Source organism: Thermobifida cellulosilytica TB100 (assembly GCF_001517975.1).
In the GTDB taxonomy this organism is placed as follows: domain Bacteria; phylum Actinomycetota; class Actinomycetes; order Streptosporangiales; family Streptosporangiaceae; genus Thermobifida; species Thermobifida cellulosilytica.
This window is the reverse complement of sequence record NZ_KQ950181.1, coordinates 600,542-625,277: the sequence shown is the minus strand read 5'-3', so window position 1 is coordinate 625,277 and position 24,736 is coordinate 600,542. Positions and strand designations below refer to the sequence as shown.

The window sequence follows — 24,736 nt, the reverse complement described above, 5'->3', positions numbered from 1 at the left end:
CCCTAGGGCCATACCGGTGCGGGCCGTCGGTCGTTCATCCCTCGGGGCCGGTGGGGAAGGCGGCCCGCCCACGCCCGGGGCAGCCCCGGCCCGTGACCGCTTCCGGCCAGTCACCGGTTTCCCGCAAAAGAGTCGGTCTGGTTGCTTATCGTGCGGAACATGGACGAACCCCACGGCGCCGGACCCGAGCCCTCCGGTCCGGGCGGTGACGGCGCCTCCCCCACCGGGCCGTCCGGAGCCGCGCCGCCCGACTACGCACGGCTGACCGCCTACACCTACCTCACCGTGCCGGAACGGGCCGACTACATCGCTGTCATGCGGGTCTTCACCGGCACGCTGCTGGCCGACCTGTCCGCGCACGAAGTCGCCGAGAAACTCGCGCACAGCGGGGACCCCAAGCCTGTCGACCTGGTCGCGCTGCGCCTTGACCAGCTCCGTGCCTGGGGTGCGCTGCTGCCGAGCGCACGGCCGGTGCGCGCCGCGACCGTCACCGAGTACCAGCGCAGTCGGGGCCGCTACCAGCTCTCCCCCGCAGGGGAGATGGTGCAGCGGCACAGCGACGAACTCCTCGCCGCCGACTCCGTCCGCGAGGTGAGCCGGGAACTGCTGGGGCTGGTCGCCGAGGGGCTCACCGCCCTCCGCGACCTCGCCCAGGAGCCCGGCGGTGTCGCCGGACAGGACGCCCTGGGCCGCGTCTCCACGATCTTCGCCCAGTTCGAGCGGTTCGTGGAATCGGTCCGCGAGTTCTACGCCTACCTCGGCCACGTCCTCAACCGCTTCGACCTCGGCGACACCGAGTTCCGCGTCTTCAAGGACGTGCTGCTCGACTACGCCGAGACCATCACCGAGGACGTGGCCCGCCAGACCCCGGTGATCCGCGAAGCGCTCGACGGGCTGTGGCCGGTGCTGCCCGACCTGCTGGCCCGCATCGACGCCGCCGACCAAGGACTGAGCGCTCTCGGCGACTCCGACGTCCGCATCCGCCGCAGCAGCGGACGGCACCTGCGCGACTGGCAGGAACTGCGCGGCTGGTTCATCGACTCCGGCGGACGGGGCAGCGGCGTCGGCCAACTGCGCCTGGCCACCATGAAGGCGCTGCAGTCGCTGCTGGGAAACGCCAAGCGGATGCTGCGCTCCTCCGCCATGGGAGAACTGTCTCGCCGCAACGACCTGCTCCGGCTCGCCCGGTGGGTCGACGCCGCCGACGACTCCCAGGCTCACGACCTCGTCGCCGCCGCGTTCGGCATGTACGGGGTCCGCCACCTCGGCGGCGCCCGCGGTGACCGGGACACCGCCACCAGCTCCACCAGTTGGTGGCACGACGACCCCGTCGACGTCCCCGTCAGCATCCGCGAACGCGGCGACCGCAGGCCCCGGGGCGCGGTGCGGCGCGAAGGCGAGGACTACACGCAAGCACGCCGGGACCTGCTGCGCACCGCCCGGGAACGGGAGGAGCGGCGCGCGGCCGGAGCCGCCGAACTGGTTGCGGCCGCGGGCCGGGAGGACACGGTCGTCTTCTCCGCCGCAGCGTTCGAACTCTTCAACGAACTGCTCGGACGCGCCATGGCCCAGCCGTCGGGAGAACCGGGTTCCCGCGTGTTCCGCACCGCCGACGCCGGTCTGCGCCTCAGCCTGGAAGTGCGTGAGCAGGCCGACCGGACCACGGTCGTGCACAGCCGCGGCGGCGACCTCGTCCTGGAGGGCTGCACCGTCCACCTCAGCTCCTCCAGAACCCGGGAGGCGACCGGATCATGAAACCACTGGCCGACGACCGCGCCGCCAAGGTCGAGATCCGCGAAGCGATGCGGCTGCTGCTGCGCACCCCGCTCCTCACCGCGCGGCGCGACCCCGAGGGGTTCTCCCTGGTCCGCAGGTATGCCGACGAACTCAAAAGCGAGTTCCACCAGTTCCTCGGCTACCGGCTGGTCGTCGAAGGCCGCTTCGCCCGCCTGCACAAGCCCGGTCTGGGCCCGGACTGCGGCCGCAGGCTCACCCGCGCCACCACCGGAACCGTCTTCTCCCCGCGCACCTACACCTACCTGGTGCTCGCGCTCGCAGCCACCGTCACCGCCCCCGAGCAGATGCTGCTGTCCGAACTCGTCGCCGAGATCCGACTCGCCGCGGCCGACGCCGCGATCGACCTCGGCGACCCCGACGGCGCCCAGAAACGGCACCTGACCGCCGCGCTGCGCACGCTCATCGAATGGGACGTGCTGACCGAGACCGAGGGCAGCGTCGACGCACTGCTCGCCGACGACGAGCGCGAAGCCCTGCTCACCATCGACACCGACCTCGCACGCCGCATCGTCAGCGGCCCGCTCGGCGCTTCCCGCACTCCCGAGGAGTTCCTCCGCGCCGCCGAACGTCCGGACCGCGACAGCCCCCGGCTCGCGGTGCGGCGGCGCATCGTGGAAACCCCCGTCGTCTACCTGGACGACCTCGACGAGACCGAACGCGCCTGGCTGCGCCGGAACCAGCGCCGCGAACAGCTCAACTTCCACGAGATCCTCGGCGCCGACCTGGAGATCCGCGCCGAGGGGGTCGCCCTGGTCCGTGACCAGGACGACTTCAGCGACATCGACTTCCCCGGAACGGGCACGGTCGCCCAGGCCGCGCTGCTGCTCGTCGAACGGCTGCTGGAGACCGAGCGCCCCGAACAGGCCGGCCATCCCGCCACGGGCGGCACACTCGTCATCGGGGTGGCCGTCCCCACCGAACGCCTCGACGCGATCCTGACCGACCTCGCGGCCGAGTACGCCTCGGCCTGGGCCAAAAGCTACGTCACCGACGTGAGCACGCTCCGCGCCGACGTGTGCCGCCTGCTGTGCGACATGCGGCTCATGGCCCCCGTGGCCCCCACCCGGGCCGAACGCGCCGCTCGCGAGCGGGACACCGCCGCGGAACACCCCAATCGCCAGGTCACCGACGTGAGCAACGCACGCGGACAGCTCGCCACACCACCGCCCCGGCCCGAGGCAGGCCACTGGGTGCTCCTCGCCGCCGCGGCACGCTACCGCCCCACCACGTCCGGCCGCACCGACCGGCCACGCCGACACACCACCCCCTCCCCGAAAGGCGGTGCCCGATGAGCGACACCGGAGCCGTCCGCCCACTGCCCGCCCCGCGCCCGCTCGGCTTCCCGCACCGGTTCCGCCTGCACCGGGCCGGTATCCACAACGTGTGGCAGTACGACCAGGTGTTCCACTTCGGCACGGGACGGCTGCTGCTGCGCGGCACCAACGGCGCGGGCAAGTCCAAGGCGCTGGAGATGCTGCTGCCGTTCCTGCTGGACGGCCGTACCCGGTCCATCGACTCCACCGGAAGCGGCAAGACCACGCTGAAGTGGCTGATGCTCGACGGTTACCGGGACAGCGTCAACCGCCTCGGCTACCTGTGGGTGGAGTTCCACCGCACCGACCCCGAGGGCCGGGAGCACCTGCTGACCCTCGGCGCAGCGATCACCGCGTCGCAGAGCGCGAAACGCGCCGACGCCGAGTACTTCATCACCGACATCCCCGTCGGCCCCCGACTGCCCCTGCACGACCGCACCCGCAGGCCCACCGTCCGGGAACTCCGGGAGACCGTCGGCGAGGGCTGCCACTTCACCCAGGCGAGCGCCTACCGCGCCGAGGTGATGCGCCGCCTGTTCGGTGTGCAGGACAGCGGCAAGTACCACAATCTCCTGCACCTGCTCTACCAGTTGCGCAAGCCGACGGTCGGCGACCGGGTGCTCGCCGGAGAACTCACCAAGATCCTCGACGAATCCCTTCCCCCGCTCGACGACGAGATCATCGACACCGTCGCCCGCAACCTCAACGACCTGGACAGCGTCCGCGACGAACTGGCCCGGCTGGAGCAGACCACCACGGCCGTGGCACAGTTCCTCCGCGACTACCGCCGCTACCTGCATGGAGTGCTGCGCGGGCGGGTCGACGACGTCCGCGGCTTCCTCGGGGAGCTGGCGCAGCGACGGCGCGCGGCAGGAGATCGGCAACGCGAACACGCCGAACTGGTCGAGCGGGAACGGGAGGCTGCGGCCGAGGCGGAAACGGTCGCCGCCCAACTGGAAACGGCCCGCGGCGACCTGGCCACCCTGGTCAACAGTTCGGCCTACCAGGCCCTCGGCGACCTGCGCGAGAAGCAGGAAACCGTGCGGGCGCTGCACACCGGCGCGGTGAACACCTGGCAGGGACTGCACCGCACCCTCACCACCGAACATGGCCAGGCCGAGCGGCTCACCGAGGAATTCACCACGATCGCCAAGGCCCTTGTCGACCTCCGGGACCGGCAGCGCGGCCTCCGTGACGCCGCGCACCACTGCGGCATCGACGGGACGCTGCTGGGCACTCTCCCCCAACCGGTCCGCGACACGTCCACCGCCGTCCCCAGCACCCCGCTGACTTCGCCCGACGGCGAACGGGTCGAGATCGCCCGTCCTCGGCTCGCCGCCCTGCCTGACAGGCTGGCCGGACACCTGCGGGACACGGCCGCCAAGCTGCACGGTGTGGAGCAGATCAGACGCAACCACGTCCGCACCGTCGCCGACGTCCGCAGTCTCTTCCAACAGGCCGAGCAGGCCTGGCACGTGGCCCGTGGCGCCGAGGCCGAAGCCGACCGCTGCGAGGACGAACTGGCGCGGGCCCACGAACGGCACACCGAACACGCCGCCGCGCTGCTGGAGCACGCCGAGCGGTACGCCGAAGCCGTCCGCTCCTGGGCCGAGGCGCTCCCCGAGACCCCGTCGCAGGAGAGCCGCCCCGTCGTGGCCCTCGCCGCGGTCGGCGCAGAGACCGAAGGCAGCGTCGCCGACCGCGTCCCCGGCCCCGAAACGCCCGAACAGGTCGCCGAGGCCGCCCGCCTCCTGCTGGCCCCGCGCCTGGCCGAGCTCGACACCGAACGCGACCGGGTCGGCGCCGCAGGTCAGGCGGCAGCGCAGCGGGCCGCCGACCTGGAACGGGAACTCGCCGAGTGGCAGCGGCGCGCCGACCCGGAACCACCCCGCCCGGACTGGGCCGTGGCACCACGCCCCGAGGACGCAGGGGCCGCGCTGTACCGTCTGGTCGACTTCGCCGACCACCTCGATGCGGCCGAACGCGCCGGGCTCGAAGCGGCTCTCCAGGCGAGCGGACTGCTGTCCGCGTGGTTGGATCCGGCGGGGCGGCTGCGCGACTCCCGCACCCGCGATCTCCTCGCCGTCCCGGGGCGGCCGGTGGACGGTCCCAGTCTCGCCGACGTGCTTCGCCCCGTCGCCACCGAAACGGTGTCCGAGACCGCCGTCGCCGACGTGCTGCGCACGATCGCGCTCGCCGGCACCGAGACGGCCGCTGAGCACTGGGTGGCTCTGGACGGCCGCTGGCGACTGGGCCCGCTGCGTGGGACGCACGGCAAACAGCAGGCCGAGTACGTCGGCGCGGGAGTGCGCGCCGAAACCCGCCGCCGCCGGATCGCCGACCTCACCGCGCGGCTGGAGGAGGCCCGGGCCGCAGCCGAGGCGTTCGCTGACCAGTTGGCCGCGATCGATGAACGCCGGGAAGGACTGCGGCGGGCGCTGGGCGCTCTGCCGTCCAGCCGCGCGTTCGTCAGCGCCTGGGAGGCCCACCGGCTCACCGAGGACGACATCGCAACAGCCGCCGAAAAGCTGCGCACGGCCCGCCGTCGGGCTGAGACCACCCGGGCCGAGGCCACCGCCGCACACGCCAGAGCGCGCGCCAAGGCGAGCTCTGAACGGCTCCCCGAGGAGGCGGACGGACTGGACCGCCTGGCTGTGGCGCTGGAGAGATTCCAGGGGACACTGGCCCGTTTCGTCGACGACGTGGAACGCCTGGCCGGGGCGGTCGAGAAGTTCGAGGTGTCCCGCTCCGCCCTGGCCGCAACCGGTGAGACGGTGCAGCACGCCGTGGACGACTACACCTCCGCGTTCGACCGCCTCACCACCGAACAGCGGAAGCTCGCTCTTCTCCGCGATTCCCTGGGCGCGGGCGAGGAGGAGCTGCGGCAGCGGGAAGCCGAGTTGCGCAGGCGCATCGGCGCCGCCGAGCAGCACCTGCCCCGGCTGACCAGGCACGTCCAGGACCTTCACGACCGCCGGATCGCCGCCGAGGTCGAACACCGTCGCGCCACCGAGGCCCGCGCGCAGCAGGAGGCTGCCACCGTTGAGGCGGCCGGTCGCCTGCTCGGCCCCCTCGGTTCGCCCGGCCTGGCCGCCGCCGCGGGCATCACCGGTGCGGCCGACATGGTCGACCGGTTCGACGCCGCCCAGGAGGGGCCGGTACGCGACCGCATCGCAGCACTGGCACGACTCGCCGGCGAGGTCGCCGCGGCACTCGGCCCGCCCAAGTCCGACGTCTCCGCGAACACGCTGCTCAATCGGGGCAACGAACTCAAGGACCGGCTCGCCGGCGGTTATGACGCCACGTTCCGCCTGGCGCACGGCGACATCCAGATGTGGGAGCTGGCCGACGACACCGGAACCCACGACATCGCGACCGTGGGACAGCGGCTCGAAGCCAACCTCGCAGCCGACCGGGACCGCGTCTCCGCCCGGGAACAGGAGGTGTTCCAGCGGTACCTGCTCGGCGAACTGGGTGACCATCTGACCCACCAACTGCTCCAGGCCCGCCAGGCGGTGCAGCGGATGAACCGGACCCTGCAGGACGTGCGTTCCTCGCACGGCATGGGAGCCACCGTGGAGTGGAAGCTCTCTCCTGGCGCCTCCCCCGACGTCCAACTCGCCGTCGCACTGCTCGACGAGACCTCCGCCACCCGCCACCCGGACGACGCCGCACGGCTGCGCGACGCGCTGCGGCGGCACATCGAGACGATCCGCCGCGACGATCCCACCGCCGGATACGGGGTGCACCTGCGGGCGGCCCTGGACTACCGCACCTGGTTCGAGTTCCACCCCTACGTACTCGGCGCGGACGGCAAGAGCCGCCGCGCATTCAACCACCGCATCGCGCTCAGCCAGGGGGAACAGCGGGTGATCAGCTACCTGCTGCTGTTCGCGGCGGCGGCGTCGCACTTCACCTCGCTGGCCGAGACCGCGCCGCACGCCCCCCGGCTCATCCTGCTCGACGACGCCTTCGCCAAGGTCGACGAGCCCACCCACGCCCGCCTGCTGGGGCTGCTCATCGACTTCGACCTCGACTTCGTCATCACCAGCGAACGCCTGTGGGGCACTTTTCCCAACGTCCCCGACCTGCACATCTACGAGTGCCTGCGCGACCCGGCCCGGCGCGGGGTCGCCACCGTCCACTTCACCTGGAACGGCAGGGAACGGAGGCTGGTCTCCACATGACCGACGGTCTGCCCCCGCAGATCCGACGCCACCTCGACCGGCCGCAACTGTCGCGGCTGTGGGACCTGCTGCACGACCGGCTGCGCCGCAACGGGCTGGCGGTGCGGGGACGGCTGCGCGTGCCCGAAACGACTCCGGAGGAACGCGAGGCGCTGTCCTTGCTGATGCGACGCACTCTCACGGCCGAGAACGTGACCGTGGACCTGGCGGACCTCGACGCCCGGTTGCGGGCCAGCGCCGCCCGGCGCGGTCTGGTGGACGTGGTGGCCGAACTACGCGGCACGATCACCGACCGCCCCCGTGAGCTGCGCGATCAAAGAGACGCGCGACAGCATCTGCGCGAGTCCGCCCAGTCGAGTGCCGCACGCCTGGGGGCGGACCCTTGGGTGCAGCAGTGGCTGGACGAACTCTTCCGGTCGGGAATCCTGGGCCGTCTGACCCCGACGGAGGCAGCCGACCTCGTCGATCGGGCCGTACGTGTGCTGGAGGGAATCCCCGCACTCTCCGGGAACGGCACGGGGACCGTGGGACGCCACGAACTCGCCGAGCGGGTCACCGGCACCGCGCACGGCCTCGACGACACCTCGCTGCTGGCACGGACCGTACAGCGTGCCCTCGCCCTGGCCCTGGACCTTCCACTGCCTGCCGACGCCGCGCAACGCCGCTGGCTGTGGGCCGAGGCCGGGGTGAGCACGGACAACGTGTCCAGCACCGTGCTGACGTACGGTCTGCGCCCCGCCGGCCCGGACTGGCTCGCCCGACAACTCCGCGAACGGGCCGAACACCATGCCGAGACCCATCTGAGCCTGCGGGACCTCCGCCGGCTGCGGTGGGACTTCCCCGGAACCGATCCGGTGGTGTACGTCTGCGAGAATCCTCGGATCGTGGAGGCCGCCGCAGACCACGGCTGCGCGGCACCGGTCGTGTGCACCTCGGGCAACGCCACGACGGTGGTTCTCACCCTGCTGGACGCGCTCTGCGCGGCCGGAGCGGTGCTGCACGGACGCTGCGACTTCGACTGGCCCGGGGTGGCGATGATGAACCGCCTGGTGACCCGCTACAACGTCCAACCGTGGCGGATGCGCGCCGGTGACTACGAGGAGCACGTCACCCGCGCCCGGCAGCGGAGGACTCCGCTGAATCCGCTCTCCGGTCCCGCCCGCGAGGCTGACTGGGACCCCGAACTGGCGGCGGCCATGCACTCCCTGGGAGTGGCCGTCCACGAGGAGTCCGCTCTGGACCTGCTGGTTTCCGACCTGAGCGGGTGAGAGGCCGGGGAGAAGGCGGCCTGGTCTGCGGCGGTGAAGCCCGCATGTCCGAGGCGACGGTTCCGGGGATCCCGGCCCGGGACAGTCCCGGAGGCCCCGGCGGCCTCGACGCGGCGCCCGCCATCCTCCGGGAACTGTCCGGAAGGAGCACGGCGGTGGCGCGGGGGTCCGCGAGGCGGCTAGCGGGGGCCGCCGCGGGCTCTCTTCTTCGCGTCGCGGACCGCCACCACGAGCCAGACGGCGATAAGAACGACCAGAGCCGCCGATGCCGCGACGGCGTAGTAGGGGAGGTCGACGGCGAGGATCGATGCGGACAGGGCCGCAGCGAGCAGGCCGAAGGTCGGATGCGGTGTCGGCTTCACTCTCCACCCACTCTCTGTGGCCAACTACCCACGGGACTTGGTCCGCCAACCCGGCGTGATCGTGTCCCTGGAGCCAGGATCACACGTCGGGCATGTCCCCAGCGTCCGGATCGCGGGTGATGGTGTCCCCAGTGCCATCCTGAGCTGTCCCAAGGGCGCTGGGGACACCATCACCGACGGCTGACTGTTGGGTCCACGTCCGCCTCACCAGACTCCGGGACAGGAGCGGGGAACGTCCCCTCCGAAGCCGGATCGGTGCGCCGGATCTGGTGGATGCGCCCTCGACTCAAACCCGCCTGCTTGGCGATCTGGGCATACGACAACCCTGAGCGTGCAGGTCCTGAATCACACGGCGACGCAACCGAGCCAGATCGGTCACCTCCTGCTGTGCTTGGGCAAGGCGTTCGGTCGCCGCCCGGAGCAGAGCGAACGGATCGTCGATCGACGCGATGCGCTCGTACTCGCCTGGCACCTGCCCCCTCCTCTCGACCACAGCCACGCTGCCACGGGGCTGGGCTTCGCCGACCGGTATCCCACCACAGCACGGGCCGAGCCGTCAGACCATCGCGGAAACTGGCAGGATCCGGCCACGCGCCCGGCGGCCTGTTCCCGGTTCGTGGTTGCTCGCCGTTGTGGTTGCGGATGTCCCGGGCCGGGCAGACATGAAAACCCCACTGTCGCCGAAGTGCCGACGCCATCCCCAAAGGAAAACGCGTGACACTGGTAAGAAGAGGGCGAGCCTCATCACCGTTTGACGGTGACACCCACCGATGGCGCGGACGCCACCGGCCGGCCTACACCCAAGGGTTCTGTGCGACACCGCTGGCCTTCACCGTGGAACTCGCCGACAACCCCGGGCAGGCTCTCATGGTCACTGCCCCACTCCCCCACCCGAGCAACTGAACGGGCGCACCATCCGTGGCCGTCACCCCCCGCCACAGTGGCCGAGGCCATCAGGACCGTACTCGCCGAGCAATGGCGCCCCGGTTCCTCCGGACCAGCGCACCGCCGCAGACTCTGAGAAACCCCAGTGCCCGACACCCGTCCCGCGTCGCCACGAGTCATAAAGCCTGCTGCTCAGCGGACACCCTTCCACTCCGCTTCCCAAGCGGACGTGTCGTCAACGACTTCGGCAGCGAACTGCCCAATTCCTCCAAATGCCTTGATTTAGGCGAATACGCCCCAGGGAGGCGAATAGCAGTTCTGCGGCGGTGTCGACCTGGGGCTCGTCCCCTGCTGACCAATACACGGTAGGTGTGGTGGTCCACGATGCTCCTCCTGTCCCTGCCGTTTCCCCAATCACGGCGAGAACCTTCCTCACCTTGTGTTCCTTCGCTTTCCCGCGGTCCTTCCAACTACTCGTCCTCGGTTCTCCGGCCACGACACCTCGGGTCGTTTCCCCTCCGACGGTGCTGGTCGCATGGAACCGAGGGGAAGCCACAACGTTGGTCGCAACGACCGCAGAAAAACCATGGTCCACACTCCGACTTTCAGAAGAGTGAGCTCTCACCAATCAGTCCGTACTCTGTTCCCTTCCAATGGCGCTAGGGTTTCCTTGTGGTTGACTCTTCGATTCGCACCAGGTTCGCTCCGTCACCGACCGGCATGTTCCACGTGGGCAACGCCCGGTCGCTACTGCTGAACTGGGTGGTCGCGCGACAATCCGGTGGAACCATGGTGCTGCGGATCGAGGACACCGACACGGCCCGCTCCCGTCCCGAGTGGACCGAGGGCATTCTGCAGGCCATGGCCTGGCTGGGTGTGGACGACAGCCAGTACGAGGGCCCCTACTTCCAGACCGACTACGCCGCCAAGCACGCCAAGGCCGCCCAGCGCCTGTTCGCGGAGGGTTTGGCCTACTACTGCGACTGCACTCGCGAGCAGGTGCAGCAGCGCCGTGACAATCCCAACCTCGGCTACGACGGCCACTGCCGGGAGCGGGGCCTGGAGGCCGCGGCGGGCCGGGCGTTGCGGTTCCGGGTTCCTGAGGGCGGCACCACGGTGGTGGAGGACCGGATTCGGGGTCGGGTGGAGTTTCCGCACTCCGCACTGGAGGACTTCGTCATCGCCCGCGGTGACGGTTCGGCGCTGTTCGTGCTGGCCAATGTGGTCGACGACGCCGAGATGGGCATCGCCCACGTCATCCGCGGTGAGGAGCACCTGTCCAACACACCCAAGCAGCAACTGCTGTGGCAGGCCCTGGGACACATCCCGCCGGTGTGGGCGCACGCGCCGGTGCTGGTCAACGACAGGCGGCAGAAGCTGTCCAAGCGCCGTGACAAGGTCTCCCTGGAGTCCTACCGGGCCGAGGGCTTTCTACCCGAGGCGATGGTCAACTACCTGATGCTGTTGGGCTGGGCCCCGGGCGAGGACCGCGAGATCATGCCGTTGGACCAGATGGTGCCGCTGTTCGACCTGGCCGACGTCAACTCCTCTCCGGCCTTCTTCGACGAGAAGAAACTGCGCGCGTTCAACGGGGAGTACATCCGCGCCCTGGACACCACGGAGTTCGTCGAACGCTGCACCCCCTATCTGCACGCCGAGAACGTGCCCTGGCCGAAGGAGGCCTACGACGCGGCCACCTTCGCCCGGGTGGCGCCGCTGGCGCAGAGCCGTGTCTCCGTGCTCGGTGAGATCGCCGCCTACGTCGACTTCCTGTTCCTGGAGCAACCGGTGCGGGACGAGAAGAGTTGGGCCAAGGCGATGCGGTCCGACACCGCCCGACCGGTGCTCGCCGATACGCTCGACCGCTTCACCGATCCGGCGCTGGCCTGGGAGGCCGCCTCGCTGAAGAGCGCGTTGGAGGAGGTCGGGGCGGGCCACGGCCTCAAACTCGGCAAGGCCCAGGCCCCGGTACGGGTTGCCGTGACCGGCCGCACCGTCGGGCTGCCGCTGTTCGAGTCACTGGAAGTCCTCGGCCGTGACCGCACCCTGCACCGGATTCAGGCCGCCCTGGACAGACTGAATGCCTGACGGCAGTGGCAGCGGTCCCGCTCGGAGCAGGACCGCTGCCACGGTCAGACCAACTCCGCGCGCACGGTCCAGCCGTCGGCCTGCCGGTACAGCACGGGGCGCAGGTCCGCGTAGCCGGGCCGACCCGCTGTCCTCCATTCCTCCACCCAGGAACACAGACGGTCGAACGCGGTCTGTTCTCCCGCGCACACGGCGTCACTGGCCTGGCGTCTGGTGACCAGCGCGGCCCCGGACGGGCTGGTGACGCCGAGCCGCCATCCGGTCTGTCCCAGGCCGACCACGCCGAACTCCTCCGGGCGGGTGGCGTACAGGAACGCCACGAAGTCCTGCCCCGACTCGTCCTCTGCCAACAGGGGACGGGCTTCGGCCCCGGTACCGAGAAGAGCGAGTAGGTGTTCGGCCGCAGCCCGGTCCCGTCCGGCCCAGTCGGCGGAGAGCCACCACGGCTGCCCCTGCGTGTCGTGGACGAGCGCGTCGACGCCCCGGGGCGGCACCAGCCACTGGGTGAGTTCTTCGGAGTGCATCTCCACGTAGCCGCCTGCGAACACCTTGTCCGCGACCGGGTCGCCGCCAGGGGTGGTGTGCAGGCGGACGATCGCGGTGGTGCGCACCCGCGCGGTCAGTTCGACCGGGACCACCAGCACCGCGCCCGCGACACTCTGCTCCACCCAGGCCCGAAAGATGCGTTCGGCGCTCGCCCAGGCGACGATCCGGTCGAACGGGCCGCGGGTGGGCGCTCCCAGGAGTCCGTCGCCGAGGAGCACGTCGATGTCCTCGCGCCCGCGCTTGGTGTGCAGGTCACGGGCCCGGTCGACCAGGTCCGCCACCACGTCCACCGACACGACCTGTCCCGTTTCGCCGACCAGTTCCCGCAGCAGGGCACCGGAGAATCCCGACCCGGTGCCGATCTCCAGCACTCGGTGTCCGGGGCGGACGTCGAGTGCGTCCAGCATGCGCGCGATCGTCCGCGCCGACGTGGTCTGGGCGAGCACGCTCCCGTCGGGACGGCGCGTGTAGTAGTCCTCGTCGACAGTGGCCAGAGCGGCAGCGATAGGCGGACTGATGGACATGGCAGGCCTTTCCAAGAAGGTGTGGTGGGTCATACACGAAGCAGCAGTAGATAGGGGCGATCTGGTGTGTGGGGTTCCCCCACAGGTCGGTTACCGGTTTCAACCCAGGCGTGCGCGGCGTAGGGCATGAGTCGCGCCCCGATACACCAGTCGAGACGGCGACGCAGCAGAAGAGAAGTGAATGTGGCGGCCAGGGAATTCTCCAGACAGGCCGCCCGGCCAGGAAACCAGCGGGCCGCGTTCCTGGCCGCAACCACCGCGGTCAGGGCCTCATCCGGGGAGGCAGGGGAAGCCACACAATTTTTGACTCGGGTGACAACCACCACGGCACGACCTATGGGAAATCTGAGCAGTACCAGGGCCAATACGAAGCCGAGCAGACCCGCGGCACGATGCCGGATTTTCAGCCGGACGGTGGGAGGAGGAGGCAGAGCCATGTGCATGCTCACTTGGCTGTCCTTCTCTCGTCGATGAGACGGTGTCGGCGCAGAACCTCAACGAGCTCACGAATATCGGTTTTCATCCGTTCCTCGCCAACTTCGAATCTGGACGCCAACTCCGGTACAAGCGCGGCCATGTCCTTGCCGGTGGCGAGCTCGGCCCAGATCACCGCAGCGGTCGGATTGAGCCCGAAAAACTTCCCGGTGCCGAGGTCCAGGAGTACCGCTCCGTCGTCGGTAGCCACGGAACACACGTTCGAGGCCGGCTTGACAGCTGTCATCAACACACCTCCAGCAGCGTCGATGGGGAGAAAGACACACGGGGTTGGTGGTCAAGTCCGCGCAACCACACCTCGAAGGCGAACACCTCCCCGAGGGAGGCCATCGCCGCGTATGCACCGCTGGCTGCGGCCTCCAGTTCGCGCAGCACCGAAGAAGGATCGATGATTCCGAGATCACCGAGCCGGGAATCCCGGAGTAAGGAGCGCAGCGCTGCCGCATTGCGGCGGATTCCGTGGTACTCACTGGCGCTGTAGTCGCCCTTGGTTCGCCGTTCGAACAGTTCAGGGGGAAGCAGACCGGTCATAGCTGCCCCGAGCAGAGGTTTGACCCGGTCGACCGAGGCCCGTTGCGTGGCAGGAACGCTGAGGCAGGCTGCCACGACCTGGTTGTCGAAGAAGGGCATGGCGATCTGCACACCCAGGTGTTCGGCGATATCGATGAAGGACCGGGAGGCAGCCGTGTGCCGATGGATCGTGCGTAGTGTGTGTGCGTCGGCCCCTTCAATACCTGTCACGGTTTCGGCTGCGCGGCGGAGGCGTTCTGCCACGGCTGTCCGCGCCGCACGGGTCCCCCAGTCTGCCGCTCGGGAGAGGGACGCCCACACGATGTTGCGTTCGACAGCCGGGTGACGCCTCCATTCAGGGGGATCGTTGCTCTCCAGTTCGTGGGCCAGGTGTGTGAGTGTGGCGGAATAGCTTGTGCGGGCGGTGTCCACGGCGGCTTGCACAACACGGTGTACCGGCCGGTGGCGAAGTCTTGCCCAGGCCCCGGACTCTCGGAGGAAGCGGAGCAGATGACGTGGACGAGCCAGATCAGCAAGGTAGGTGAGAGGGGCTCCGAGCACCACGTCGCCTCCGTCTCCGGTCAAGTGCACCGAGGTGCCCACGACGGGTAGAAGCCGGGCTCGGTCACGGGCGTAGATGACCGAGTCGAGGCTGGGTTCCTCTGTGAACGGCGTTGCCGCCATGTTGGTGAAGGGCAGAGTTTGCGTGGTTCCTTCGACAACGGTCTGCCTCAGAGAGGACTCCATTCCTGCGAAACGCGCCGCATGGACGATGTCGTCGTCGTTGCGGGCGAACGGGTCGGCGTAGGTGACCACTTGTATTGGTTCCTGGTGGTGCTGAGCTGCGAGCAGTGCCAGCGTGGAGGAGTCCAGACCACCGGAGAAGTCTGCAGAAACAGCGGCAGCTTTCGTGGTGCGGTGGTGCACGCTCTCCTGCAGAGCATGACGAAGTGCTGTGCTCGCGGCGAAGAAGCCCGTCTGCTCGGTCGGGAACATGCGTCGCAGTACCGTTGCCGTGCCGTTCCGGACGAGAAGTATCTGATCTGGTGCCAGCGCTCTGACGCTGTCGAACAGCGAATCACCGCCCAGGCTTGGACTGAACTCGGCGCAGAACAAGTGGGCGGCCAGTGCCTCCTGATCCAGGCGGTACCCATTCATGGCAGCCAGTGGGAGTGGGCTGGACGCGTACTGGACTTCTCTTTCACCACGGCGAAACCAGATCCGGTGCAGACCCGCGATGTCTCCTGTGACCGCTGTGGTTACTCCGTCGGTGACAACAGTGCTGTAAGAGCCCGCCAGTCTTGCCAACGCCTCCGCGGCTTCGGGGAGGGAAGCGTCATCGGTCAGGGCGTCTACAAGATTTTGGTCGGAGGCGAAGCATTCCCCTAGCAGGGTCACGTGGCGTCCCTCAGCGTGCAACCGTCGAACCCTGGATTCCGGCCATTCACCGACCAGGGTTAGTGTGTGCTGCTCGGCCAGTGGTATCGATCTGTGGGTTTGCCGCCTTCCGGCGGCTTTCCGCACGGACCCGATGAAGAACTTCCGTATCGCCATGGACGCGTTCCTTCGGTTTGAAGGGTGGGCCTCTCATGGGAGGCCCACCCCGTCCTGCGGCTGAGATCCGCTTGCTCACCCACGTCGCCGAAACGGCTGTTCCGCAGTTCCTGCGGACAGAGCGGCCTAGTAGTACTTGGCCGTGTTCATGTCGGCGGTGTCGTCGTCCGCCGCTCCCAGCGTCACTTCACGGGCGTCTCCCAGTTCGACCAGTTCGGGGGGCTGATAGATCTCCTCGTCCATCTTTTCCTTCCGCAGCAAGAAGAAATCAGGAATACGGCACGTGTCTGTCCGCAGCAGCAAACTGACACACCCATGAGGATAGCCACGGAGCACAGCAAATCAACGCTATTCCCGAAAGGGAATAAAATGGATTCAGGACTGGTTGCGGAAGTCCTCGGCGATGTTCGCGATAAATCCGCGAGCTGCGCCATCGAAGAGAGCTGCGCGCTCGAAGGAAGCGAAGAGTTCCAGGTAGTAGTGGACGTCACGAGGGTCACGGAGCAGCAGGGCCCCGGTGAACATCTCTACGGTAGCCAAAGCGTCGTCGTAGATCGTGAACGTGGTGAGCGGCCCTTCGGGGATCGGAGACGACCGGAGCGGAATGACTCCGATACGAACATTCGGCAGTTCCGAAAGAGAAGAAAGACGCCCCATCTGAACCGACATGGCCTTCCCCCGGCAGAGTGGCCATCGCAGGGCCTGTTCGGTCAGGATGAAGGTGAAGTGCTTGTCCTCCTCATAAAGCACCGCCTGTCGATCGAGACGTCTGGCTATGGCCTTGGAATGGTCCCCCCGGGTGGTGGCGAGACTGGCTCTGGCGTACTCGGGAGTGTGGAGCAGGCCGGTGATCATCGCGGGTAGGAAATAGCGGAACCGCGAGGAAGTGGCTTCCAGGGTGGCAAGCTCCTGCTGCTTGTGGTGAAGGCCTCTGCGCAGGGATGCCTTCCAGTCCTGGTAGTCGGTGTTGGCGCGGCGAGCGAGTGCGGACAGCTCCTCCACGACCCGCGGCTCGGCACCGAGCGCGCGGAGGAGGCGCTCCACGTCGAGGAGCGAGGGCAGAATCTTGCCAGTTTCGATCTTGGAGATCTTGCTCTGACTCATACCCGCACGCGCGGCAAGCCGGTCTCCCGTGAGACCAGCTTGCCTGCGCAGCCGTCGCAACTCCTGTGCGAGGTCACTCTTGCGTTTACCGAGATCTTCTGGTTCCAGCACTATCCGTCGAGCCTAGCCCGGTACTCCTGGTAGGGGGTGGCCATGGCGAGCGCCGCATCCTTGCGGGCGATGTACTCGTCGACGTCGACGTCCTCCAGCAACAGACGGTCGATCTGGGTGCCGTCCTCCTCATAGCGCATCAGCACCACATGCTTGTCGTCGAACAGCCAGAAGTCCTCATGTGCCGGGAAGGAAAGCTCCGGAGCCTCGGTGGTGTCGATGATTCCGATCTCCTCTCCTACCCGCACGTTGAAGTCGTAGCCCCACTCGAACTCGTAGCGCAGATACTCGGTCAGCGGCGGGGTGATCACGTGGACCCGTTGAAGCCGTCGCCCCGAGGCGACGTAGCCGGAGACTCGTCGCAGCCACTCGTCGGTGTGCAGTTCGCTTTCGGGTCGCTTCTCCCCTGCCAGGAAACGACGGTACTCATCGTCCTCGATCGCAACCTTGTAGACCGGCAGCGTCTCCAGTCGGAAGGCGTAATCGGTGTAGGAGTCGAAGAACTCGCGCCACTCCTCACGTCCCAAGCGCACGCGCGGCCTCCCTCAACAGCTCCAGGGGGATCTCCACAACGGCCTCGCCTTCCGGGATGGTGAGTCCAGCGACCAGATAGCCCTGGACTGCGATCGTTCCACGGTCTGTCGTGAACACGTTCGGGCAGTCGTCTTTCGAACAGGTACCGGCGATCTTGACCAGTTCCACTGGTGTACCTCCGCTATGGGGGACGGCGAAACGAACTTACGGCCATCACCGAAGCACGTCAACGAATTTCGCGAATATTCGTGTTATGGAATATCTGCAGCGCGGAAAAGGGACCTCTCCTTGCCGGTCTTCTGTGTCGTCCGTCCGCAAACGTCCCCTGAAAACCGGTTCCTGTACCGGCTTGTTGCAGGCAACACGGCCACTGGACCGCACACACCCCACGCCCACTCGGTCCACCGGTGGAGACGGTGCGAGCCTCCCGTCCCGACCGGTCTGGTGGCTGCGGGCCGAGGACATGGCAGCGGGCGGCTGCGGTCCCCCGGGGAGGACTGGCGGTGGGACGCGGCCCACGGACCGTCCTCGGCCACGGACACCGGGGCCCCGAAAGCCTGGAGTCACGCACTGAAGGACTCCACACCAACCACCCGGCGCACCCGACCAGGTCCGCTCCACCGTCCACGGCCGCACCGGCGCCGCCCCTGCCCTGCTGTCCGGAGCAAAGCAGACCCCTCGGACAAAGGGACCGCGAAGGGAAATCCATACACGAAGCAGTGATTGCTTTGGGCTTTCTCGGCTAGCGGGCCGCACGACCTTCGACCCTGCTTCTCGCCTTTGGAGGCGCTTGCGATGCAGATGCAGATGATGCAGATGGCCCAGCGCAACACCGTGGTGCGCGGACTGCACGACCTGGGCCTGGCCGCGTGGTTCGGCGGTTCCCTCATGGGGGCGGTCGGTCTGAACAAGGCCGCGGACCAGGAGTCCAAAGGACTCAACGAGTCGATCCGCATCTCCGGCGCGGGATGGGACAAGTGGGCCCCGCTCAACCTCGTCGCGATCGGCGCGCACCTGGTCGGCGGCGCCGGACTGCTGGGCGCCAACCGGGAACGGGTGATGAACCAGAAGGGCGTGGGCGCCTCGACCGTCGCCAAGACCGCGGTGACCGCCGCGGCGCTGGGCGCCACCGCCTACTCCCGGATGCTGGGACGGCGCGCCGAGGAGGCCGCCACCTCGCCCGAGCCGCTCGACAGCGCGTCCTCCGCGAACAGCCCCGAGACGCTGGAGGACACCTCGCGCAAGCTGCGGATCGCGCAGTGGGCGGTGCCCGCCCTGACCGGCGCCCTGGTGGTGCTCAACGCCCTGCACGGCGAACAGCAGAAGGCCACCCAGCAGAAGCTGGGGTTCATGCGGGCGATGGGCTCGCGCATGGGCATGGGAGCCAAGACGGGTTCCCGCATGGGCCTGGGGTCCAAGATGGGTCTGGGGTCCAAGATGGGCCTGGGCATGGGCGCGGCGTGACCCGGGGTGGGCGGCGTTGCGCGCGACGCCGCCCACCCGCGCCTGTCAGGACAGGTCGACCCAGGCCAGGGCCGTCCCGGCGGTCTCGAACACCACGTAGAGGTCGCGCCGCTGGGACAGGCCGGCCACCGGGACGCGGACCTCGGTGAAGTCGAACCGGTCAGCTGATGCCGCCACCTCGGCGGTGCCGACCACGGGTCCGCCGATCGGGTTGTCCACCCGCAGGGTCAGCCGTCCCGCCTCGGCGGCGTTGACCGACAGCACCGCCTGCTCGGGCCGCGCGGAGAAGTCCACGTCGAGGAAGGCCACCCACGCCGCGGACTCGGTGGCGCGCACCGCGTCGCCGCTCTCCTTCGCCGCGGCGCACAGCACCACCCCGTGGTACTCGTCGTTGTCGGCGGCCTGGATGCGTGCGGCCGCGCGCGGCCCGATGGCCTCACCCGGGACCTGGAGCGGCGCGCACACCCGCAGGTCCTTGGCGGAGCGTCCCAGGTGCACGGTGCGGGGCGCGTCCTCCACCACGAACCGGGATCGGGTGACGTCCCAGACCGCCAGCGCCGCGACGGGGAACTCCACGCGCACCCGCCGGGTCTCCCCCGGTTCCAGGGCCACCCGGGCGAACCCCTGGAGTTTGCGCAGCGGCTGCTTGACCCGGGAGACCCGCTGGTGGGTGTAGCACTGCACGACCTCCTCGCCGAAGCGGTCCCCGGTGTTGGCGACGCTCACCTCCACCGCCACCCGGTCGCCGTCCACGTGCACCCGGGGGTCGGCGTAGTCGAAGGTGGTGTAGCTCAGCCCGTGCCCGAAGGGGTACAGCGGCGAGCCCAGGTAGTACAGGTAGGTGGCGTCGTTGGCGATGATGTCGTAGTCGAACAGGTCGGGCAGTTCGGCGGCGGAGCGGTACCAGGTCTGGGTGAGGCGCCCGGCCGGGTCGGCGTCGCCGAAGAGCACCTCGGCCAGTGCCCGCCCGTACTCCTGTCCGCCGTGCGCCGACCACAGGATCGCCGGGACGTGCTCGTCGGCCCAGACCACTCCGAAGGGGTAGCCGCTGCTGAGCACCAGGACGGTGGCGGGGTTGGCGGCGCGCACCGCGCGCAGCACCTCCTCCTGGGCGGCGGGCAGGTCCAGGTCGGCGCGGTCCTCGGTCTCGCGTCCGTTGACCAGCGGGTGGTCTCCGGCGACCACGATCGCGACCTCGGCGGTGGCGGCGACCGCGGCGGCCTCGGCCGCGCCCGAGCGCAGCACGTCCACGGTGAACACCGCCGCCGCGTCGGCGTCGGGGGTCAGCGTCACCACGCCGCCCTCGCCGACGGCGACGTAGCGGCCGGTGGCGAGGTGCTGCAGCACGCCGGTGCCGCCGGGGTCGGGCTGCCAGCGGAAGGTCTGGCGCACCTCCCAGCCGTTGGGTCCGGGCTGGTCGTTGGTGAGGTGGCCGTCCTCGGTCTCGGAGACGTAGCGGCCGTTGACGACCGCGCGCAGCGCCCACGCCCCGCCCCAGTCGAACAGGTCGAAGGCCGCGGACTCGGCGACGGGTCCGAACCCGGGGGCGGGGGTCAGCGTCAGCGGCGTGCCCTCGGCTCCGGCGGTCAGGTACCCCTCGTCGGTGCGCAGCGCGATGCGGTCCACGCCCTCGCAGAACACGGTCTCGGTGCGTTCGGCCAGTCCCGTCCGGGCGGTGACGGCGTAGGGCAGGGTGCCGCTGTACCAGTCCTCCATGAGGGTGTCGGCGAGCTGGCCGATGACGGCGACGCGGCGCGGGGCGCACAGCGGCAGCAGGCCGTCGTTCTTGAGCAGCACCATGGAGCGGCGGGCGGCGGTGCGCGCCAGCGCCTGGTGGGCCGGGCAGTTGACGACGTCGGTGCCGACGCGGAGCGGCAGGCCGGGGTCGAACTCGCCCAGGCGGGTGCGCACCGACAGGATGTGGGTGACGGCCCGGTCCAGGTCGGCCTCGGTGAGCAGGCCGCGGGCCAGGGCGTCGCGGAGGTGGCCGAGGGTGGCCTCGGCGCGGTCGTCGTCCTGGGTGAAGCTGTCGACCCCGGCGCGCAGGGCGTGGGCGTAGGCGGTGGCGTGGTCGGCGTGGTAGTGCTGCGGGTCGACGAGGTTGCCGGGGGCCATGGCGTCGCTGACCACCATCAGCTCGTCGGGGGCGGCGGCGCGCAGCACCTCGTTGATGAGAGGGCTCAGGTGCGCGGGGCGGCCGTTGACCAGGTTGTAGGAGGGCATGACGGCGACCGCGGAGCCGTCGCGCAGCGCGGGCAGGAACGCGGGCAGTTCGTACTCGTGCAGTACGCGCGGGGGCAGGTGGCTGGAGCTGGTGCAGCGGTCGGTCTCGTTGTTGTAGGCGAGGAAGTGCTTGAGGGTGGGGGCGGTGTCCAGCCGGTCGGGGTCGTCCCCGGCCAGGCCGCGGGCGTAGGCGACGGCCATGACGCCGGTGAGCCAGGGGTCCTCGGAGTAGCCCTCCTCGTTGCGGCCCCAGCGGGGGTCGCGCAGCGGGTTGACGACCGGCGCCCAGACGTTGCGGCCCGCTCCGGCGGGGTCCTTGGTGTGGAAGGCGAGCACTTCGGCGGCGGTGGCCGCGCCCACCCGGCGCACCAGGTCGGGGTCCCAGGTGCTGGCCAGGCCGATGGCCTGGGGGAACACGGTGGCCGGGCCCAGCCAGGCCAGGCCGTGCAGGGCCTCGGTTCCGGTGCGGAACGGGCCGATGCCCAGGCGGGGCACGGGCCGCTGGTACTGGTGGAGCAGGCCGATCTTCTCCTCGGTGGTGAGCCGGGCCACGAGGTCGCGGACCCGCTCTCGGGGGCTGAGGGAGGGGTCGCGGAAGGGTTCGGTCACGGTGGGTCCCAATCTGGTCGTGAGGGCGGGCCGGGGTCAGCGGGGGGCGCGGGCGGCCGCGGCGAGGTCGTGGGTCGGGGTGGTGCCGTCGGGGAGGCGGGCCCTCCTCGACGGCGTCGAGGATGCGGGCGGCAGCACCCAGCGCGGGGGCGTCCAGGCCGAGGGTGGAGGGCACCGCGATGGGCTCCTCGACCGCCACGCCGCGCGTGTCGAGCAGGCCGTTGACCACGGGCAGCAGCCAGGGCGCGAGTTCGGCGTAGTAGCCGCCGAGGATGACGCGTTCGGGGTCGAGCACGCTGACCAGGGTGAACACACCTGCGGCCAGGTCGTGGGCGGCCTCGTCGAGGCGGGTCAGGGTGGTGGTGTCGCCGGCGCGGGCACGGGCGACGATCTCGTCGATGCGTAGTTCCACCTCGGCCAGCGACAGGTGTCCGTCATCGCGGGCCTCGTCGGGCAGGGTGCGGCGGGCGATCGCGGTCACCGACGCGACCGTCTCCAGGCGCGCCGAGCCGCCGGGGGCGGGCACCGGGATGTGTCCGGCCTCGCCGCTGTAGCCGGAGTGGCCGCGGCGCAGTGCCCCGTCGACGAGCAGGCCCGCGCCCAGGCTGGTGCCGCCGGTGAGGTAGACGAGGTCGCGGGTGCCGACGTGCTCGCCGAAGCGGTGTTCGGCCAGGACCGCGTAGTTGGCGTCGTTGCCGATCTCCACGGGGAAGCCGGGGCCGCGCAGCGCGTCGACGAGTTCGGCGGCGAAGTCGACGTCGCGCCAGTGGAGGGCGGGGACGAGGCGGGCTCGGCCGTCGGGGTCGACCAGGCCGGGCAGGGCCACGCCCAGGCCGAGGACCTGGCGGCCGTCGTGCTCGATGCGGGTGACGACGCGGCGGGCCAGGGCGGTGACGGCGGTGACGGCGCGCGCGGGGGGGACGGTGCTGGCGGGGAAGGCGCGCCGCCACGACAGCACGGGGCGGCCGGCCAGGTCGACGGCGACGGCGGTGAGGTAGTCGGCGTTGACCTCGATGCCGATGGCCGCGCACGAGGCGCCGTCCAGGGTGAGCATGATGGCGGGGCGGCCCACCCGGTTCTCGGTGGTGCCGGTCTCGCGCAGCAGCCGGCGCCGCAGCAGTTCGGAGACCAGGCTGGAGACGGTGGTCTTGTTCAGTCCGGTGGCCGCGGCGATGTCGGCCCGCGAGCAGGGGCCCTGTTCGCGGACGCAGCGCAGCACCAGGGCCAGGTTGGTGGCGCGGACGTCGCCCACCTCTGCCTTGTTGGGGTCTCTTGTCCTGCCGATCACCGTGTGTCCCGTTCCCGTTTCGCAGCGCTTCGGTTGCGGATCTTGTGGTCCGCATCACTCACGAGTAATTTGTTTGTCTATAACCCGAACTAATTCTATCGCGGTCGCCCTCCGGACTCCAGAGAGTGACCGCAAAACAACAGGGCCTCCCTCCCCCGAAGGGACCACCATGAGACACTCCCGCCCCTCACCCGCCTGGACGACGAGCCGGCGCCGCTTCCTCGGCCTGACCGGCACCGCCGCCGCACTGCTGGCCGGCGGCGGCCTGCTGTCGGCCTGCGCCCCCGACGGACCCCGCCCGGGCAGCAGCGGATCGGCCGCCGACCTCGACAAACTGGACGCGCTCGTCCCCGACTACATCCCGTTCGAGGCCGTCGAACCCGACATCCCCGGCCGGCACGGCGCCCCGCCCGGCTTCACCTCCTACCCCGACCAGCTGGTCCGCGCGGTGGAGGGCACCCCGGGCAGGGGCGGGACCTACAAGGCGATGGCCCCGCTGTGGGGCCCCATCCCGCCGGGACTGGGGGAGAACTCCTTCTACGACTTCGTCAACGGCCAGCTGGGCGCCACCGTCGACTTCCAGTTCCAGGACGGCAACACCATCATCGACAAGATGAACGCGGTGATCGCCGCCGGCGACGTCGTCGACATCACGATGATCCCCGACTGGGCCATCAACCTCATCCCCGACTTCGCCGAGGCCGCCCTCCAGCTGTTCGAGGACCTCACCCCCTACCTGGCCGGAGCTGCGGTCGAGCCCTACCCGATGCTGGCCAGCCTGCCCACCAACGCCTGGAAGTGGAGCGTCTTCGGCGACCGACTGCACGGCGTGCCCTGGCCCACCGACCCGCTGTCGGAGTGGATCTTCTACCGCAAGGACCTGTTCGACCAGCACGGCTGGGCCCTGCCCACCACCGCCGAGGAGCTGTTCGCGCTCGGCGCGGAGATCAACGACCCCAGCAACAACCGCTGGGCCTTCGGCGACTTCTACCGGGTGGCCCGCCAGATCTTCCGCGCCCCCCGCGAGTGGCGCCTGGAGGACGGCGAGCTCGTGCACCGCTACGAGACCCCGAGTTCGAGGAGGCCGTGGCGTTCATGCGCCGCGTCTACGACGCCAGACTCGTCCACCCCGACATCGCCTCGGGCTCCGGCGCCAACTCCAAGGAGCTGTTCAACAGCGGCAAGATCCTCCTCACCCAGGACGGCTTCGGCGGCTGGACCGAGGCCTACCAGGCGATCCTGCCGCAGAACCCCGACTTCCGCATGGACCTGGTGCCCGCCTTCGCCCACGACGGCGGCACCCCGTCCCTGCACGGCAACGACCCCTCCAACCAGAGCGTGTTCATCAAGAAGGGCCTGGGCGAGGAGAAGGTCACCGAGATCCTGGCGATCCTCAACTACTGCGCCGCCCCCTTCGGCACCGCCGAGTACATGGCCTACCGCTACGGCGAGGAGGGCACGCACCACGAGCTCAACGACGACGGCGCCCCCGAGCTGACCGAACTCGGGCACAAGGAGGTGTCCAACGGCTACCTGTTCATCAGCGGCCGCAACAACGCCATCGCCGAAAGCGAGTACCCCGACTACGTGGAGTCCTTCACCGCCTGGTTCAACGACGCCGCGCAGTACACCGAGGACAACCCCTTCGAGGGCATCCGCATCCAGCGCCCCTCCTCCTACGCCAGCGCCGAGCAGCCCACCGAGGACAGGATCACCGACATCCTGCGCGGCCGCCGCGAGGTGAGCGAACTCGGCGACATCGTCGCCCAGTGGCGACGCGACGGCGGCGACGCGGCCCGCGACTTCTACGGCGAGGTCCTCGCCGAGTACGGCCGTGATTGACCGGACGTCCCGGCCCCGCCCCGCCGCCCTGC

Annotated in this window: 18 protein-coding genes and 3 pseudogenes; 9 read left to right on the top strand and 12 right to left on the bottom strand. The window is 69.7% G+C overall.

Going from position 1 to position 24,736, the window contains the following annotated elements:
• Positions 1 to 159: 159 nt before the first annotated feature.
• From AC529_RS09025 to AC529_RS09010, 4 genes are read left to right on the top strand one after another with little or no spacing between them, the layout of a single operon-like run.
• A complete protein-coding gene (locus AC529_RS09025) occupies positions 160 to 1,755 on the top strand; it encodes a TIGR02677 family protein (protein ID WP_068755520.1) in 1,596 nt (531 codons plus the stop codon).
• Entirely contained in the window at positions 1,752 to 3,089 is a 1,338-nt protein-coding gene (locus AC529_RS09020; RefSeq protein ID WP_068755519.1) for a TIGR02678 family protein, read from the top strand. The genes AC529_RS09025 and AC529_RS09020 overlap by 4 nt, the downstream gene beginning before the upstream one ends.
• Positions 3,086 to 7,297, top strand: coding sequence for a TIGR02680 family protein (locus tag AC529_RS09015; RefSeq protein WP_068755514.1), 4,212 nt, complete (start codon positions 3,086 to 3,088; stop codon positions 7,295 to 7,297). Before AC529_RS09020 ends, AC529_RS09015 begins: the two co-directional genes overlap by 4 nt.
• The gene (locus AC529_RS09010; RefSeq protein WP_068755512.1) at positions 7,294 to 8,565 is read left to right on the top strand and encodes a TIGR02679 family protein; all 1,272 of its coding nucleotides are present in this window, start codon (positions 7,294 to 7,296) and stop codon (positions 8,563 to 8,565) included. Before AC529_RS09015 ends, AC529_RS09010 begins: the two co-directional genes overlap by 4 nt.
• A 179-nt stretch (positions 8,566 to 8,744) precedes the next feature.
• Here AC529_RS09010 and AC529_RS09005 read toward each other — a convergent pair whose 3' ends face one another.
• On the bottom strand, positions 8,745 to 8,927 hold the full coding sequence (locus AC529_RS09005; protein ID WP_068755510.1) for a hypothetical protein: 183 nt from the start codon (positions 8,925 to 8,927) through the stop codon (positions 8,745 to 8,747).
• A 1,557-nt stretch (positions 8,928 to 10,484) separates the two neighbouring features.
• Between AC529_RS09005 and gltX the strand changes: the two genes are divergently transcribed.
• A complete protein-coding gene (gene gltX / locus AC529_RS09000; protein WP_083948052.1) occupies positions 10,485 to 11,900 on the top strand; it encodes a glutamate--tRNA ligase in 1,416 nt (471 codons plus the stop codon).
• A gap of 44 nt (positions 11,901 to 11,944) precedes the next feature.
• Here the strand turns inward: gltX and AC529_RS08995 are convergent, their stop codons facing one another.
• The 8 genes from AC529_RS08995 to AC529_RS08970 all read right to left on the bottom strand — a co-directional run bounded on the left by AC529_RS08995 (position 11,945) and on the right by AC529_RS08970 (position 17,446).
• On the bottom strand, positions 11,945 to 12,970 hold the full coding sequence (locus tag AC529_RS08995) for a protein-L-isoaspartate O-methyltransferase family protein (protein ID WP_068755506.1): 1,026 nt from the start codon (positions 12,968 to 12,970) through the stop codon (positions 11,945 to 11,947).
• Between the two features lie 29 nt (positions 12,971 to 12,999).
• Positions 13,000 to 13,407, bottom strand: a complete 408-nt coding sequence (locus tag AC529_RS19585) for a lasso peptide biosynthesis B2 protein (RefSeq protein WP_157080172.1) — start codon at positions 13,405 to 13,407, stop codon at positions 13,000 to 13,002.
• Positions 13,408 to 13,415: 8 nt separating this feature from the next.
• Positions 13,416 to 13,691: a PqqD family protein gene (locus AC529_RS08990; protein WP_068755505.1), complete on the bottom strand. Its 276-nt coding sequence runs from the start codon at positions 13,689 to 13,691 to the stop codon at positions 13,416 to 13,418.
• A complete protein-coding gene (locus tag AC529_RS08985) occupies positions 13,691 to 15,529 on the bottom strand; it encodes an albusnodin/ikarugamycin family macrolactam cyclase (protein ID WP_157080134.1) in 1,839 nt (612 codons plus the stop codon). The genes AC529_RS08990 and AC529_RS08985 overlap by 1 nt, the downstream gene beginning before the upstream one ends.
• 126 nt (positions 15,530 to 15,655) lie before the next feature.
• Positions 15,656 to 15,790: a lasso RiPP family leader peptide-containing protein gene (locus AC529_RS20060; RefSeq protein WP_232306654.1), complete on the bottom strand. Its 135-nt coding sequence runs from the start codon at positions 15,788 to 15,790 to the stop codon at positions 15,656 to 15,658.
• A gap of 114 nt (positions 15,791 to 15,904) precedes the next feature.
• Positions 15,905 to 16,744, bottom strand: coding sequence for a helix-turn-helix domain-containing protein (locus tag AC529_RS08980; protein WP_083948051.1), 840 nt, complete (start codon positions 16,742 to 16,744; stop codon positions 15,905 to 15,907).
• Positions 16,744 to 17,277, bottom strand: a complete 534-nt coding sequence (locus AC529_RS08975) for a DUF6879 family protein (RefSeq protein WP_068755500.1) — start codon at positions 17,275 to 17,277, stop codon at positions 16,744 to 16,746. The genes AC529_RS08980 and AC529_RS08975 overlap by 1 nt, the downstream gene beginning before the upstream one ends.
• Entirely contained in the window at positions 17,261 to 17,446 is a 186-nt protein-coding gene (locus tag AC529_RS08970; protein ID WP_068755498.1) for a hypothetical protein, read from the bottom strand. The genes AC529_RS08975 and AC529_RS08970 overlap by 17 nt, the downstream gene beginning before the upstream one ends.
• 627 nt (positions 17,447 to 18,073) lie before the next feature.
• On the opposite strand from AC529_RS08970, the gene AC529_RS08965 reads away from it, so the two are divergent.
• Positions 18,074 to 18,742, top strand: a complete 669-nt coding sequence (locus AC529_RS08965; RefSeq protein WP_232306653.1) for a hypothetical protein — start codon at positions 18,074 to 18,076, stop codon at positions 18,740 to 18,742.
• Between the two features lie 45 nt (positions 18,743 to 18,787).
• Here the strand turns inward: AC529_RS08965 and AC529_RS08960 are convergent, their stop codons facing one another.
• Both AC529_RS08960 and AC529_RS20455 read right to left on the bottom strand, forming a co-directional pair.
• Positions 18,788 to 21,574 (bottom strand): glycoside hydrolase family 3 protein, encoded by a 2,787-nt coding sequence (locus AC529_RS08960; protein WP_068755495.1) that lies wholly within the window; start codon positions 21,572 to 21,574, stop codon positions 18,788 to 18,790.
• 187 nt (positions 21,575 to 21,761) lie between these two features.
• A pseudogene (locus AC529_RS20455) lies at positions 21,762 to 22,793 on the bottom strand (ROK family protein); the annotation flags it as partial.
• On the opposite strand from AC529_RS20455, the pseudogene AC529_RS21265 reads away from it, so the two are divergent.
• A pseudogene (locus AC529_RS21265) lies at positions 22,747 to 23,100 on the top strand (hypothetical protein); the annotation flags it as partial. The pseudogenes AC529_RS20455 and AC529_RS21265 overlap by 47 nt on opposite strands.
• Before the next feature lie 299 nt (positions 23,101 to 23,399).
• Here the strand turns inward: AC529_RS21265 and AC529_RS20890 are convergent.
• Positions 23,400 to 23,537, bottom strand: coding sequence for a hypothetical protein (locus AC529_RS20890; RefSeq protein WP_232306680.1), 138 nt, complete (start codon positions 23,535 to 23,537; stop codon positions 23,400 to 23,402).
• Between AC529_RS20890 and AC529_RS20885 the strand changes: the two are divergent.
• Positions 23,476 to 23,781: pseudogene (locus tag AC529_RS20885) on the top strand (extracellular solute-binding protein); the annotation flags it as partial. The gene AC529_RS20890 and the pseudogene AC529_RS20885 overlap by 62 nt on opposite strands.
• A gap of 167 nt (positions 23,782 to 23,948) precedes the next feature.
• Positions 23,949 to 24,704, top strand: a complete 756-nt coding sequence (locus AC529_RS20880) for a type 2 periplasmic-binding domain-containing protein (RefSeq protein ID WP_232306679.1) — start codon at positions 23,949 to 23,951, stop codon at positions 24,702 to 24,704.
• Positions 24,705 to 24,736 lie beyond the last annotated feature (32 nt).

What these genes read in the sequence shown, in the direction of transcription:
- AC529_RS09025 (WP_068755520.1), top strand. Translation starts at nt 160, where the DNA reads ATGGACGAACCCCACGGCGCCGGACCCGAGCCCTCCGGTCCGGGCGGT.
- AC529_RS09020 (WP_068755519.1), top strand. Translation starts at nt 1,752, where the DNA reads ATGAAACCACTGGCCGACGACCGCGCCGCCAAGGTCGAGATCCGCGAA.
- AC529_RS09015 (WP_068755514.1), top strand. Translation starts at nt 3,086, where the DNA reads ATGAGCGACACCGGAGCCGTCCGCCCACTGCCCGCCCCGCGCCCGCTC.
- AC529_RS09010 (WP_068755512.1), top strand. Translation starts at nt 7,294, where the DNA reads ATGACCGACGGTCTGCCCCCGCAGATCCGACGCCACCTCGACCGGCCG.
- AC529_RS08995 (WP_068755506.1), bottom strand. Translation starts at nt 12,970, where the DNA reads ATGTCCATCAGTCCGCCTATCGCTGCCGCTCTGGCCACTGTCGACGAG.
- AC529_RS19585 (WP_157080172.1), bottom strand. Translation starts at nt 13,407, where the DNA reads ATGGCTCTGCCTCCTCCTCCCACCGTCCGGCTGAAAATCCGGCATCGT.
- AC529_RS08990 (WP_068755505.1), bottom strand. Translation starts at nt 13,691, where the DNA reads ATGACAGCTGTCAAGCCGGCCTCGAACGTGTGTTCCGTGGCTACCGAC.
- AC529_RS08985 (WP_157080134.1), bottom strand. Translation starts at nt 15,529, where the DNA reads ATGGCGATACGGAAGTTCTTCATCGGGTCCGTGCGGAAAGCCGCCGGA.
- AC529_RS08965 (WP_232306653.1), top strand. Translation starts at nt 18,074, where the DNA reads ATGCAGATGCAGATGATGCAGATGGCCCAGCGCAACACCGTGGTGCGC.
- AC529_RS20890 (WP_232306680.1), bottom strand. Translation starts at nt 23,537, where the DNA reads ATGGCCCAGTCGGGGATCATCGTGATGTCGACGACGTCGCCGGCGGCG.